The sequence below is a fragment of the Marinobacter sp. NP-4(2019) genome (assembly GCF_003994855.1).
Taxonomy (GTDB): domain Bacteria; phylum Pseudomonadota; class Gammaproteobacteria; order Pseudomonadales; family Oleiphilaceae; genus Marinobacter.
This window is the reverse complement of sequence record NZ_CP034142.1, coordinates 4247578-4261712: the sequence shown is the minus strand read 5'-3', so window position 1 is coordinate 4261712 and position 14135 is coordinate 4247578. Positions and strand designations below refer to the sequence as shown.

Genomic DNA, 14135 nt, shown 5'->3' with positions numbered 1-14135 from the left:
ACTCATTTCCTCAGGCGGAATCCCTGTTTTGCCGGCCCTTGAGCAGGCAGGATTCTTCAATCGTTTTGACTAGTTCCCGGGCCAGCTGTTCCGGTGTACCACAGAAGGAGGTACACCCGGTCGCCGCGACCGATTCGGGCATTGAACTGTTGCCACAACTGTCGCTTTCCTGGACCCAGATGCGGCTACCGTATGCTTTCAGCAGGGGGGCAGCTATCGCCCCGTCGTTGCCCATACCGGAAAACAGGATAGCATGGCAGCGTTTACCATAATGATCCGCAACGTTCAGCAGCACCTGATCAATGGAGGGGCCGTAGGGTCCGGGCCAGGGCGTGTCCTTTTCGATCAGTGCGCCCTCGGCATCCAGTGTCCATTCCCGTTCGACCGGTAACAGCACGACATCGCCATTACGTACCTGATAACCGTTTTCCGCACCCTTGAGTTGGTAGTGGGCGTGACGTCCCAGGACCCGGGTCAGTACATCGGTGAAGTTACCATCGATATGCTGGGCATAGATAAAACCGACGGGCAATCCAGGGGGCAAATGGTCGAGAAAGGTCTTCACGGCTGCCGGGCCGCCCAGGGAAGCACCGAGAATCCAGATATCCCTGGCGATGGAGCCGGAGGCCGCCGGTGGAATCCAATGGGGCAGCGGGGGCGTCTCTATCGGCGAGTGCTCGGCCAGTGCCTGCAGGCTGGCCTCCGAGTCCAGTTCTTCCAGGTGACCCAGTTGCTGTTCCAGCTTGCCGATCAGACGCTGTTCCCAGCGGAAATAATCGGTGGTGCCGGGTTTGGGCGCCGGGTCGAGTCCGAACAGCACCGGCGCATCGGTGTTTCCAAGGAGGTGGTCGAACAGCACCGGGTGGTCCGCTTCGTCTTCCAGGGTGACCAGCCAGAGGTCGGCCTCCGGAAATTCCGGGTATTCCTGCAGGCGCTCCGGATCGCCTGTGAAGCACACATCGAGACCGAACTTTGAAGTGGCCGTCTGCAAACGGTGCCGCTGCAGGACGATGTCCGACACAATCCCGACCCTGGGCCGGCCTGACGGGAGGCCGGCCATCACTGGTTCCTGGTCAGCCGGGTGATGGTTTCAAGCAACTCGGTTTCCTGGAAGGGTTTGCCGAGGTATTCGTTGACACCAATCGCCAGTGCCCGCTCCCGGTGCTTTTCACCGGTCCGCGAGGTGATCATGCAGATCGGCGTATCCCGCAGGTTATCGTCATGGCGCACAAAGCTGGCCACTTCGAAACCGTCCATACGGGGCATTTCAATATCCAGCAGAATGATATCCGGTCTGTGATCCTGAAGCTGTGCCACGGCATCGAGACCATCTTTGGCGGTCACCACTTCCATACCGTTACGCTCGAGCAGGCGGGATGTCACCTTCCGCACGGTGACGGAGTCATCCACCACCATGACCAGGGTCTCACGCTGCTCATAGCGTGCGGATTCGCGGGCCTTTTCCAGGCTTGCCAAGCGTTGACGCTCGGACAGGATGTCGGAACGGATCATTGCCGGCAGGTCGAGAATCACCACCACGTTACCGTCACCCAGAATGGTGGCCCCGGAAACGCCCCGCACCGAGTTGAACTGTGGCCCCAGCGATTTCACCACTATTTCACGGCTGCCCATCAGGTTGTCCACCTGAAGGGCCATGGGCTGCTCGGTACCACGAACGAGGATGACCGGCAGTGGCAGCGCCTGGCCCTGGAGCTTGGGATGGTGATCACTGTTCAGCAGGTTGCCGAGATACTGCAGCCGGTACTGCTGGCCAGCGTATTCATACAGCGGCGCGTCCGGTTTGTAGTATTCCTCAAGCTCATAGGTGCTGACCCGTACGATACCTTCGATGGTGTTCAGCGGAATGGCGTAGAAATCCTCGCCGGTGGACACCATCAGCGCCCGGTTGACGGACACGGTAAAGGGTAGGCGTACGGTGAAGGTGGTGCCGCGACCCACAGTGGAGTCGATGTCCAGGCTGCCACCCAGTTGCTTGATTTCGCTGGCAACCACGTCCATGCCAACACCACGGCCGGAGATCTGCGTGACCTGTTGGGCGGTGGAGAAACCCGGCTGCAGGATGAACTGCAGGACTTCCCGGTCGCTCAGCTCCTCGTCCGGGGACAGCATGCCCTGGCGAATGGCCTTGTCGCGGATCACGCTGGAGGGAATGCCGGCGCCGTCGTCAATCATTCGCAGCACCACGTCACCGCCTTCCCGGGTCAGTGACAGGGTCACCTCACCGGTTTCCGGCTTACCCGACTGCTTGCGATCAGCCGGGGTTTCGATGCCGTGGTCCAGGGCGTTACGCAGCATATGCTCCAGCGGGGCAATCATGCGCTCAAGGATGTTGCGGTCCATTTCCCCTTCCGGGTTACGGACATCGAATTCGACCTTTTTGCCCAGTTCGCCGCTGATCTGACGCACGATGCGGCGCAGGCGCGGAACCATCGAGGCAAACGGAATCATGCGGGTCTTCATCAGACCTTCTTGCAGTTCCGTGTTGATGCGCGACTGCTGTACCAGCAGGGTCTCGGTATCCCGTACCCGGTCCGACAGGGTCTCACGCAGGTCCGCAAGGTCCGATGAGGACTCGGTCAGCGCCCGTGACAATTGCTGGATCGAGGAATAACGGTCCATTTCCAGGGGATCGAAGTCGTCACCGTAGTCCGGTCCGTGTTCCTTTTCTGCACGGAACAGGATCTGGGTCTCGGTCTCGATTTCCATCCGCCGCAACTGTTCGCGCAAACGCTCGATGGTGGCGGCCATTTCATCCAGAGTGTAGCTGAAATCGCTGCTCTGCTGCTCCAGGCGGCCACGGGTAATACTGGTTTCACCTGCCAGGTTGACCAGCTCATCCAGCAGCGGTGCGGATACCCGAATGGTTTCCTGGGCCGTGCGCTGGGCATCCGCCGCTTTCTTGCGGGGCTTGGCCGGCGACTTTTGTGGCTGAGGCTGTGGCGCCGGCGCCGGCTGGGGCTTCTGTTCGGAGGCGGGAGCCGACTCGGCCGGTTTTTCGCTAGCGGCTGGTTGTTCTGGTGCCGGTGTTGGAGCGGTGTCACCCTGATCGGTCTTTTCGCGGATCCGGTTAACCAACGCAACAATAGCGTCATGGTCGTCGGTAATCGCCTGCCAGGTCTGACTGTCCGGGGCATTGCCACCCAGGTCGATCAGTCGGGTTTCAAAGGCATGGGCCTTATCGCCCAGTTCGCTCAGGCGTGACAGGCGAGCACCGCCCTTAAGGGTATGCAGTGCGCGTTGGGCTTCCTGATTGAAGTGGTGATTGGCCGGTTCCTTGCGCCAGTCTTCCAGCAACTGCTCCAGTTGGTCGAGGATCTCACCGGCTTCCTCCAGGAAAATCTCCAGGACTTCGGGGTCAACGTCCGACTCGACGGTTGTCTCGGGCGTGCTCTCCCCGGGCATGTCTTCCGCGGCGGCCCTGTGTGCATCCTGTAAAGCCCGCAGCAGGGTCTGGTTTGCCACCGGTTTCTCGCCGTCTTCCAGGCTGGACAGCATCTGCCTGAGATCGTCCAGGGCACGGTCACTCAGTGCCAACAGGGCCGCCTGATTGCTGGCGCCGCTGATCAGAGGATCCAGGGCGTCGGACCATGCTTCCGCCAGATCGGCGATGGGGTCCATGTCGGACAGGCGTGCTCCGCCCTTGAGCGTCTGAAGCTCCTGCTGGAGCTGGGTGATCCCGGTGAACTCGTCCGGCTCATCCCGCCACTGCGCCAGGCACTCGCTGATGGCGGCCTGGATCTCCAGGCCCTCGTCCAGGAAGATGCCGATCAGTTCGTCATCGCTGGCTTCCGGTATCGCGTCGGTCACGTCCTGTCTGGGGGATGCCGGTTTGCCCGAGAGAATAGCCTTCACCTCGGCAACCAGTTCCTCGGCCGGAGGGCAGGGTTTCTGGGTAGCTACCTGCTCGACCATCTGTGCCAGCCGGTCATGGCAGGCGAATAGCAGGTCGGTCATCTCGCTGCTGGCCGCCAGCTGGCCCTCGGCCACTTTCTCGAACAGGTCTTCAAGCACGTGGGTCAGGTCACCGATGGCGTCGGCGCCAGCCATGCGGGCGCCACCCTTGAGGGTGTGCACGTCACGTTGCAACTCGGCCGCGACATCCCGGTTCGAGGGATCCTCGCTCCAGGTATGCAGGGCGCTACCGGTGGAATTGATCAGGTCGTAGGCTTCTTCCAGGAAGATGCCCACCAACTCCGGGTCAAGGTGCGACAAGTCGGTCGCTTCCGGTTCATCCGGCTCTTGCGGAGCCTCTGGCTGTGGTTCGTGTTCTGCCTCTGGTGTGGTGACATCCGTCACCGGGCGCGACCCGCTGGTGTTGTCCATGTAGGCATGGATTTCACCGATCAGATCCGGGGCGGGGCGGGGCGGCTCCTGCTGTTCCAGCGCATCTACCATGCCAGCCAGGCGATCATGGCTGCGGAACAACAGGTCGGACAGTTCGTCGGTAATCGACAGCCGCTGTTCGGTCAGGCCCTCGAACAGGTTTTCCAGTTCATGGGAGAGATCTCCCACGGCGGGGATATCCGCCAGTCGCGCGCCACCCTTGAGGGTATGCAGGTCTCGCTGCAACAGTCTCAGCAGATCGAGGTCGTCGGTATTATCGCTCCAGTTGTGCAGGGTGTCTGCAGAGCTGTTGATCAGGTCACGGGCTTCCTCCAGGAAGATCTCCGCGAGCTCCTGATCCATATCCTCATCGGTTTCCACCAACGGAGGCTGCTGGCTGTCCTCAGTGGGAGGCGCTTCTTCCTCCTCCATGTCGAAACTGAGGTCGATCTCTTCCAGGTCGCCGGTGAATTCCTGTTCGAACGCGTCAGGTTCGGCTTCCCTGGGTCCGGCAAGGTCGATGGTCAGGGCATCCAGTTCGGCAATCAGCTCGTCACCGGATTCTGTCGCCAGTCCCGCGGCGACCTGGTCCATCATGTTGATCAATTGTTCGTGGGCGGCACGTACCGTGGTGAAGAATCCGTCATCCGGCTTGAAGCCCGGCGAACCGGCACGTTCATAGGTCTGGCCAAGGGCGTCCGACAAGCCTGCGACATCGGCCAGGCCGGCTTCCTGGGCGCCACGGGTTAATTGATGAAGTTCGGTGCGGAGTTTTTCGACCGCACTTGTCTGTTCCGGATTCTGCGCCCATTCATCGAGAATGCGGTCGGCGTCCAGCAGGATGTCGAGCCCCTCGTTCAGGAACAGCTGGACCAATTGTGGTGCGGGCTGTTGCCGTGGTGCCTCGCTATCGACGCTGGTATGGCTGCGCAGGGTGGCGGCGGTAATGTCGTTGAGCCGCTCCAGGTAGGCATCGGTGCCGTCGAGAGGCGCCTGGGGATCCTGCCTGAGCTGGCGCAGGCCCTGGGTCAGGAACTCGCAGGCGTCCGCGATCAGCGTGACGATCTCACGATTCGCCCGCTTGTTCTGGGCCCGCGATTCCTTGACGAACCGCTCCAGAGGCGTAATCACGGCCGCTATTGGAGCAATCCCTGCGGTGTGCGCACTGCCCTTGAGAGTGTGCAGGGCACGGGACAGGTTGTCGGTGTAGGCGACGGATGCCTTGTCACCCGCCGTCTCCAAAAACTCCCTCAGGGTTTGCAGATGGGTCTCGGCTTCACTTTCGAATATCTCGAGCAGAACCGGATCCACACCGGCGTCATCGTGTTCGTCGGCCTCGAGGGAGGCGTCATCGGCAGTGTCCACCTCCTGAACGTCGACCGTTGGCATGGTGGCTGCGTCGGGAATCTCGCCATTGGCCAGCGAATTGGCGCGGGCTTCCAGGGGAGCGGTGTCCTGGCTGGCCGGCCGGCGCTTCTCGAAGTCCTCTACCAGTGCGGGCAGGGCAGCGGTGACATCCTGCAGCAGGGCGGCGATGTCATCGTTCATGAAGATGCTGCCGTCGATTACCCGGTTCAGCATGTTCTCCACGGACCAGGCCAGTTCGCCAACCACCAGCGCACCGACCATGCGTCCACTGCCCTTGAGGGTGTGGAAGGCTCGCCGGACTTCCGACAGCGCGGTGCGATCGTCATGCTGCCGTAGCAGCATGGGCAGGTATTCGCGGATGGTGTCGAGGACTTCACCGGCCTCTTCGATGAAGATCTCGAGGATCTCGTCATCGATCAGGTCGTCTTCGTCAGCGGCAACGTCTTCCGCCATTGGCTCCGGCTGCTCCGACGCCACCTCTTCTGTTTCAGGCGCCTCTTCCTCGATGGCGGCCGGGGCATCATCATCCGTTTTGCGGGTGGTGGACATGGCTTCCGCACGGGCGATCAGTTCGATCACATCGCCGTCGGACTGACCCTCCCGGAAATCGCTGATCAGTGACGGAATGCGCGCATTGACGTCATCAATCAGTGAGAACAGTTCATCGTTGGGTTTGATGGTCTGGTCGATCACCCGGTTCAGCAGGTTCTCCACGGACCAGGCAAGTTCACCGATGCTGGTGGCACCAACCAGTCGGCCGCTGCCCTTGAGAGTGTGGAAGGCACGCCGGACTTCGGTCAGGGCCTCGTGGTCGTCGTGATTCTGACGCAGTCGCGGGTAGAAATCGTGGATTGTCTGCAGGACCTCTTCGGCCTCTTCCACGAAGATCTCGAGGATTTCATCGTCCAGCAGATCTGCGTCGGATCCCTTGGTTTCTTCCGCCATTGGCGCGGTGGAAGGGACTTCACTGTCGACCACCGGAATGTCTTCTTCCCGGGGCTCCCGCCAGGTAGGCTCGGATCCGACAGGGAAGCCCAGCGAGGCCAGACTTTCCTCGGCAACGTGCAGAATGCTGTCGTTTTCCCCGATACCCTCTGCCAGCCGTTCCAGATAATACTCGACACTGGTCACCGCATCCGCCAGGGTGTCCAGCTGCTTCCAGTCGGGGACCTGCCTGCCACCGAGCAGGACGTCGGTGATGTAGCGTTCCGCGGAGCCCAGCATATCGGCCACACGGTCCAGGGGAACAAGGCCAAGGCCGCCACGGATGCTGTGCAGCAGGCCGGGCACATGCTCGATTTCCCGGGTATCCCACTGAGACGCGATGAAATTGACGATCGCAGTTTTCACTTGCTCCAGGGTGTTCCTGGATTCCCGTAACAGTGCGCCGCTGGCTTCATTGAGCTCACGGTTGCCGAGGTTGACGCCCTGTTCAGCCTCGTCGGCTGCCGGCGTTTCCTGGTAGCGGTCGCTGTCCAGGCCGGCCAGACTGGCTTCGATATAGAGTAAGGCTCCGGCTATGTCCATCAGGGTGCCGTCGTCGACGGCATCGACCTGTGCGGACAGGCGTTCGACCAGCTCAATCTGCTCGGTCACCACCTTGCGGGGAATGCCAAGGCCAAGAACCGCCAGGGTATTTGCAACCTGTTTCAGCCCCGGCAACAGTTCTTCCAGTTCGTTGTTCTGGCGCAGCTCGGCGCGGACAAACAGATCGAGCTGGTCCTTGAGCTTGGCCAACTCTTCGTTGAGGGCACTGACTACGGAATGAATGGCCTCACGGCCGGGGCCGGACACCCGCGTTCTGGCGGCATCGACATCGTCTTCCGACGGCAGTGCCTGCTCCAGGTGATAACTCTTGCGCAGTTCCGTTACCTGTGGCGTGTCCAGGTCACGGGCGCGTGCCACGTAGTACAGCAGGTTTTTCAACAGCGCTTCCGGGATCGGCTGCTGAAGGATGTCCACATGCTCATCGCCCAGGCGGCGGATTTCGGTATCAAGCTCCCGTAGCAGGGATTTGACCGCCGTGTTGACCGGATTGACGCGGTTTTGCAGGGTTTCCAGAAAAGCCGAAGCCGCTTTCCAGAGTTCACCCCTGGGGGTTTTCTGGCACAGCCGGATCAGCCGCTGCAGTACCTTCTGCATATAGTCAAAGTGGGCATCCAGATCCGCTTCACGTATCACGCCGGCGAGGGCGAACTGGTACATCTGACGCAGCTTGCGAATATGTCCGAGTACTTTGGGATCCTGCAGGCGCTGGGACGCATTGCTGGCGGCCCGTTGCTGTGACGGAGCCAGATCGGGCTTGAACAGGGAGGTGTCCGACAGCAGGGACTCGCCCCGGGCGGCCCGCAGGTCATTGAGCAGTGGCAGCAGCACCATGGGAAAATCATCCTTGCTGGTGGCAAGGTGTTCCAGGTACTGGGGCAGCTGCAGGATGGCCTGCATCAGTACTTCAACGGCGTCGTCCACACTGCCGACGGTGTCATTCAGCACCGCCTGGGTCAGTTTTTCCATCTCCTCGGTGAGCAGGGCCGCGCCATATAACTCCACCATCTGCAAGGTGCCGTGCACCTGATGGAGGTAGTTCAGGCAAAAGCGCAGACGTGCGGTATCGTCGCGGTTCTCGACATACGCTTCCAGTGCCTGCTGACCCTGGGTCAGCGTGTCCTGTATTTCGCCCCGAACCCAGTCCAGGGCGATGCTGTCATGGTGATTGCCCATAACCACTCCGGTTATTCTTCGTCAGTCTGGCGTTTGATCCACGCCAGCACATGTTCCGAGGGTACCCTCTGTAAGCCAGGTGGCTGCCAGTCGGTCAGCTCTCCCTGGCCCAGGACCAGCAACCCCCCGGGCGCCAGCCTTTCTGCAAGCCGCTTTACGATTTCCCGCCGACGCCAGCGCCGGAAATAAATCAGCAGATTCTGGCAGAAGATGATGTTCATCCCGTGCATCGGAGCTTCGTTCAGATCCAGCACGTTCAATTGGGTGAAACACACCCGATCCCGGATACTTTCCGTCATTTCCACGGCATTTCGTTCCGCCGGCAGAAAGTACCTGGCTTTCAGATCTTCGTTCACCCCCGCCAGCTTACGGGGGTTGAACACGCCCTTGCGGGCCCTTTCGATGGCTGGCTTGCTGATGTCCGATCCGGTTACCCCGAACAGCGGCGGCAGTTCCAACTGGGTCATGCATTCGTTCAGAATCATCGCCAGTGTGTAGGGCTCTTCTCCGCTGGAGCAGCCGACACTCCAGGCTTCCAGTGGTCGCCGTTTCAGCTGTTCCCGTGGCCGGGTCAGGACGAAGTCCGAGACGAACCGGAAAGCATCGGGATCCCGGAAGAACCGGGTTTCCTGTACGGTCAGGCGGTCAACCAGGGTGGCCCATTCCACAATGGCATCAGGCCCGGAGACAATCTGCTCGTAGTAGGCCTGATAACTGTCGCAGCCGATTTCCCGCATCCGTATCCCGAGATTGGTCTCGAGAAAGGGCCGGCGGCCAGAGGCCAACGTGATGCCGGTTCGCTGCTCCAGTAATGTTTGCCACTGGTGGAACTGCGCCTCATCCATCTCCGGAAGTCGGCGCAGGGACCAGATGCCCTCGGCAGGTGATCGGTCGTCGCGTGTTTCAGCCATAAACCGTCAGTCGCCTCGGAGATTCGATCAGCCCACCACCGGGACGTCGCTGTCTTCCTCTTCCTGCTGTTCAGCCCCTTCTTCCTCAGGCAGGGTGAAGCCGGCAACGGAGGACCGCAGCTCGGATGCCATTTCTGCCAGGTTACCGATCGACTTCGCGGTCGCGTTGGTACCGGAGGAAGTCTGGGACGTGATTTCCTGGATAACGTTCATGGTGTTGGAAATGTGCGCTGCCGACGACGATTGCTGACGGGCGGCGTTGGAGATGTTCTGGATCAGTTCCGCCAGAGACATGGATACGTTCTCGATTTCCTCGAGGGCGATACCCGCGTCCTGGGCCAGCCGGGCACCACGGACCACCTCAGCGGTGGTGTGTTCCATGGAGATAACCGCTTCGTTGGTATCCGACTGGATCGTCTTGACCAGTGCTTCGATCTGCTTCGTCGCTGCAGAGGAACGTTCCGCCAGTCGCTGAACTTCGTCCGCAACCACCGCGAAGCCCCGGCCTGCGTCACCGGCCATGGAGGCCTGGATCGCCGCGTTCAGGGACAGGATGTTGGTCTGGTCGGCAATGTCGTTGATCAGCGATACGATGTCACCGATTTCCTGGGAGGATTCACCCAGACGCTTGATCCGTTTGGAGGTTTCCTGGATCTGCTCACGGATGTTGTCCATGCCGCGGATGGTGTTCTGTACCACTTCCGCGCCTTTCTTGGCGATCGCAACCGACCGCTCCGCAACCGCTGAGGATTCAGCCGCGTTTGAGGATACCTGGTCGATGGACACCGCCATCTCGTTCACCGCTGCGGAAGCACCGGCAATTTCCTGGGCCTGGTGCTCGGAAGCGTCCGCCAGGTGCATGGCCGTAGCCTGGGTTTCCTGGGATGCCGAGGCAACCCGTACCGCGGTGCCACGAATCGCCTGTACCAGCCCGCGCATCTGGTCAATCGCGTAGTTGATGGAGTCGGCGATGGCACCGGTGAAGTCCTCGGTAACCGTGGCCTCGGTGGTCAGGTCACCATCCGCCAGGTCGGCCAGTTCGTCCAGCAGTCGCAGGATCGCATTCTGGTTCTGCTCGTTCTGCTCCTGGGTGGTCGCCAGGCGTTCCTGAGCCTCGCGATAGAGCACCAGACCAATCAGGACAACGATACCGACCATGGCGGCCAGGATGGCAAAGGCCAGAGTCGGGCTGATCAGGCGGGAGCCGGCCTGCCCGGTAAACTGGTCTGCCATGACGGAAATGTCGTCCAGCAGGATCTGGGAGTTCTGGAAGATGTCAGAGGCTGCAGTACGTACCTTGAAGAGGTCGGGAGAAGCTTCAAGGATCGCGTCTACGTTCTGGGAAACGAATTCGAACAGTTCGCCAACGGCCTCCAGGCCATAGATAGCGTCTTCGTCATCTACCCGGGAAATGCCCATGGCCGGGTTGCCGTTCATCTGGCCTTCAAGAACCCGGCCGAAGAGGCTGGCATCACGGCCGAAACGGTCGGCGGCGATCACCGCGTCTTCGTCACCGGACAGTACGTTGTTAACCGAACGCACAATACGCTCCGCCAACAGGGACTGACGTTGTGCCAGTGCCACCTGTTCGGCCGGGGCGTTGTTGTCCAGCAGGATCTGTACGATGTCATCGTACTCCACCTGCAACTGCGGGATGGTTTCGTTCAGGGTCCGCGCCACTTCATGGAGACCAAGTACCGCATCCCGGGTGGAGAGAATGCTGTCGGCGTTTTCACGCACCGCATCCCACTTGGCCTGAACGCTACTTTGCCGGGCAATCTCACTGGGCGGCAGGCCGGTTTCCGGGTTACCGTCAACCACGTACGACCACAACTGCTGGAACTCATCACGGGACCGACGCAGCTGGTCGAAGGCTTCGGCTGTACCGCCAGCGGCTTCCGTCGCGTTCTTCGCGATTTCCTGTGACAGTACCCGCAGCTCGGAGGCGTGGGCGATGTATTCCTGGTCGTTCTGGCTGTCCTTGTTAATTATGAACAGGACCACAACAAGCAGGACGGTGAGTGCAATCAGTGCGGCAATCAGGCCGGCAACAAGCTTGTTGCCTCCCTGTCCCATACTGAATCTTCCGGCTCTGTTTTTCATCTTCTGGCTCCCGGCCTTTTCATTATATTGGCAAGTTTGCTTCTGCGTGCTTGGGTAGCAGGGATGAAGCTCCTGCCATTGTCATCATCCTTACCACTGCGCAACGTCCAGAAACCGCTCGTCTTCCACCAGGTCGGCGGCGGAGAACACTTTCCAGACTTCTTCGTTTCGTTCATAACCGCCATTGACAAACGGCTGAACGCTCGGCGGCACACCTCCGGGCGAGGCCACGAAGTTGTCCCGCGCGAAGTACTGCATACCGGACACGCTGTCGACCACCAGGCCGCTGAACACGTCACCCTGTTCCACCACCAGAACCCGGCGCTCACGCTGACTGCGGGAGGAGCGGGATACATCAAAGAAACCCGCGAGATCGACAAGGGGAAGTAGGCGGCCACGAACGTTGGCTGCCCCCATCATGAACGGCTTGACCCCCGGAATGTGTGTGAACCGGGGAACATGGAGGATTTCGGTAACCTCACCCATGGGCGCCACATAGCGTTCGCCCGCCAGAACAAAGCCGATGCCATTCCAGAGTTCAACGGCTTCCTGCTGCTCTGGCAGGCCGGCCGCCATGGACCGGCTGCGCTGGGCGATATCCGTCAGAACGGCAAAAGGGGCGGCCTGGGCGGACATGCGTACTCCACGGTTGGGGATCAGGCAATCAGACTGTTGATTGTTTTGATCAGGTCATCTTCGTTGACAGGCTTGACCAGGTAGCCTTTGGCGCCCTGACGGGTACCCCAGACGCGGTCGGTCTCCTGGTCCTTGGTGGTGACAATAACCACGGGGATGGAAGCGGTTTCCGGAGCGCGGGTCAGCTGCCGGGTGGCCTGAAAACCGTTCAGACCTGGCATGACCACGTCCATCAGAACCAGATCCGGAGTCTCGGCGCGGGCCTTTGCCACACCGTCAGCACCGTTATCAGCAGTCAGTACTTCATGCTGGTGCTTTTCCAGAATGCTTGAGATTTTCTTCACCTCGGTGGGGGAGTCATCAACAATCAGAATGCGGGCCATGGTTTCCTCAATAGTTCGATACTTCGGCAGATTTACTGTTCCGCCTGGGGTACGTATTGGCGGATGGTGTTGAGCAGCTCGTCCTTGCTGAACGGCTTGGTCAGATACTGATCAGAACCGACAATGCGGCCCTTGGCCTTGTCAAACAGACCGTCCTTACTGGAGAGCATGATGACCGGCGTCTTTTTGAAAGAGGAATTGTTCTTGATCAGTGCGCAGGTCTGATAACCGTCCAGGCGGGGCATCATGATGTCGACAAAAATGATGTCCGGCTCGGAATCGGCGATTTTCGCCAGAGCGTCAAAGCCGTCGGTTGCGGTGATGACCTCACAGCCAACTTTTTTCAGAAGGGTTTCTGCGGTGCGACGAATGGTTTTGCTGTCGTCGATCACCATAATCTTCAGATTCTCGAAGTTGTCATCCATTGTCCAACTGCCTTGCGCTCTGCGACTGTCGTTATTTTAAACGGGGGTTTTAACACAAACCTTGGGGTTCTTCTATAAATCCCGCTTATTTATAGAGGATCGATGGTCGGATAAAAAGCACAACTTTGTGACCAAATGTACTTCTGCCGGCAATGTCACGTTATACACCCCGGATTTCTGCGGATGCATTAAAAGCTCGGGTACAATACCATCAGTGTTCTCAGCATAGCACTTAATCGTTCCTTCGCTCTGCTGACCGGTTCGTGTTTTTAACCCTGGAGCTCAAGAGGCATTATGACAGTCCGACTCGGGATCGTGATGGACCCCATCGAGAAGATCCACTTCAAGAAAGACAGTTCACTGGCCATGTTGCTGGCGGCGCAGAAACGTGGCTGGCAGATTGAATACATGGAGCTCCCGGACATGTACCTGAAGGGTGGGCAGGCAAGGGCGCACACCCGTGACCTGACGGTGCACATGGATCCCGAGAACTGGTACGCCTTCGGTGCCTCCCAGGATCGTGCACTGGGCGACCTGGACGTCATCCTGATGCGCCAGGATCCGCCGGTGGACCGGGAATTCCTGATGGCAACTTACATCCTCGATGCGGCGGAACAGCAGGGAGCGCTGGTGGTGAATCCGCCGGCTACCCTCCGGGACTGCAACGAGAAACTGTTCGCGGCCCAGTTTGAAGACCTGACGCCACCGCTGATCGTGACCCGGTCGGCCACCCGCTTCCGTGAATTCTACGCCGAGCACGGTGACATTATCATGAAGCCGGTGGATGGCATGGGCGGTCACTCCATTTTCCGCGTCAAGGAAAATGACGCCAACCTGGGTGTGATCATCGAAACCCTTACCAACTATGGCGCCCATCAGGCCATGGCCCAGAAATTCATTCCCCAGATCAGTGATGGCGACAAGCGCATCCTGCTGATTGACGGTGAACCGGTGCCCTATTCGCTGGCGCGTATCCCGTCCCAGGGTGAGAACCGGGGTAACCTCGCCGCCGGCGGTCGCGGCGAAGGTCGTGAACTGACCGCCCGTGACCGGGAAATCTGTGAACGGGTGGCGCCGGTGATCAAGGCAAAGGGGCTGATCTTTGTCGGGCTGGATGTGATCGGGGATTATCTCACCGAAATCAACGTCACCAGCCCCACCTGCATTCGTGAACTGGATGCGGCGTTTGGTATTGATATTTCCGGGCAACTGATGGATGCCATAGAGAAGCGGTTGAAGTAGCA

General features: G+C 59.9%; 8 protein-coding genes. 1 reads left to right on the top strand and 7 read right to left on the bottom strand.

The annotated features are described in order from the left end of the window. Positions 1-10: 10 nt before the first annotated feature. From EHN06_RS19390 to pilG, 7 genes are all read right to left on the bottom strand, one after another. The gene (locus EHN06_RS19390; RefSeq protein WP_127334115.1) at positions 11-1060 is read right to left on the bottom strand and encodes a chemotaxis protein CheB; all 1050 of its coding nucleotides are present in this window, start codon (positions 1058-1060) and stop codon (positions 11-13) included. Further along, the gene (locus tag EHN06_RS19385) at positions 1060-8433 is read right to left on the bottom strand and encodes an Hpt domain-containing protein (protein WP_127334114.1); all 7374 of its coding nucleotides are present in this window, start codon (positions 8431-8433) and stop codon (positions 1060-1062) included. The genes EHN06_RS19390 and EHN06_RS19385 overlap by 1 nt, the downstream gene beginning before the upstream one ends. A gap of 11 nt (positions 8434-8444) precedes the next feature. Next, positions 8445-9344, bottom strand: coding sequence for a CheR family methyltransferase (locus tag EHN06_RS19380; RefSeq protein ID WP_127334113.1), 900 nt, complete (start codon positions 9342-9344; stop codon positions 8445-8447). A gap of 27 nt (positions 9345-9371) precedes the next feature. Next, complete coding sequence (locus tag EHN06_RS19375; protein WP_164735637.1) at positions 9372-11447, bottom strand: methyl-accepting chemotaxis protein; 2076 nt, start codon at positions 11445-11447, stop codon at positions 9372-9374. Between the two features lie 90 nt (positions 11448-11537). After that, positions 11538-12083, bottom strand: coding sequence for a chemotaxis protein CheW (locus tag EHN06_RS19370; RefSeq protein WP_127334112.1), 546 nt, complete (start codon positions 12081-12083; stop codon positions 11538-11540). 20 nt (positions 12084-12103) lie between these two features. Continuing rightward, positions 12104-12466, bottom strand: a complete 363-nt coding sequence (gene pilH / locus EHN06_RS19365; protein ID WP_127334111.1) for a twitching motility response regulator PilH — start codon at positions 12464-12466, stop codon at positions 12104-12106. A gap of 32 nt (positions 12467-12498) precedes the next feature. Then, positions 12499-12891 carry a twitching motility response regulator PilG gene (gene pilG, locus EHN06_RS19360; RefSeq protein WP_127334110.1) on the bottom strand — a complete coding sequence of 131 codons (393 nt, stop codon included), beginning with the start codon at positions 12889-12891 and terminating at the stop codon, positions 12499-12501. A 294-nt stretch (positions 12892-13185) separates the two neighbouring features. Between pilG and gshB the strand changes: the two genes are divergently transcribed. Beyond that, entirely contained in the window at positions 13186-14133 is a 948-nt protein-coding gene (gene gshB, locus EHN06_RS19355) for a glutathione synthase (protein ID WP_127334109.1), read from the top strand. Positions 14134-14135: the final 2 nt, after the last annotated feature.

What these genes read in the sequence shown, in the direction of transcription:
- EHN06_RS19380 (WP_127334113.1), bottom strand. Translation starts at nt 9,344, where the DNA reads ATGGCTGAAACACGCGACGACCGATCACCTGCCGAGGGCATCTGGTCC.
- EHN06_RS19375 (WP_164735637.1), bottom strand. Translation starts at nt 11,447, where the DNA reads ATGAAAAACAGAGCCGGAAGATTCAGTATGGGACAGGGAGGCAACAAG.
- pilH (WP_127334111.1), bottom strand. Translation starts at nt 12,466, where the DNA reads ATGGCCCGCATTCTGATTGTTGATGACTCCCCCACCGAGGTGAAGAAA.
- EHN06_RS19370 (WP_127334112.1), bottom strand. Translation starts at nt 12,083, where the DNA reads ATGTCCGCCCAGGCCGCCCCTTTTGCCGTTCTGACGGATATCGCCCAG.
- EHN06_RS19390 (WP_127334115.1), bottom strand. Translation starts at nt 1,060, where the DNA reads ATGGCCGGCCTCCCGTCAGGCCGGCCCAGGGTCGGGATTGTGTCGGAC.
- EHN06_RS19385 (WP_127334114.1), bottom strand. Translation starts at nt 8,433, where the DNA reads ATGGGCAATCACCATGACAGCATCGCCCTGGACTGGGTTCGGGGCGAA.
- pilG (WP_127334110.1), bottom strand. Translation starts at nt 12,891, where the DNA reads ATGGATGACAACTTCGAGAATCTGAAGATTATGGTGATCGACGACAGC.
- gshB (WP_127334109.1), top strand. Translation starts at nt 13,186, where the DNA reads ATGACAGTCCGACTCGGGATCGTGATGGACCCCATCGAGAAGATCCAC.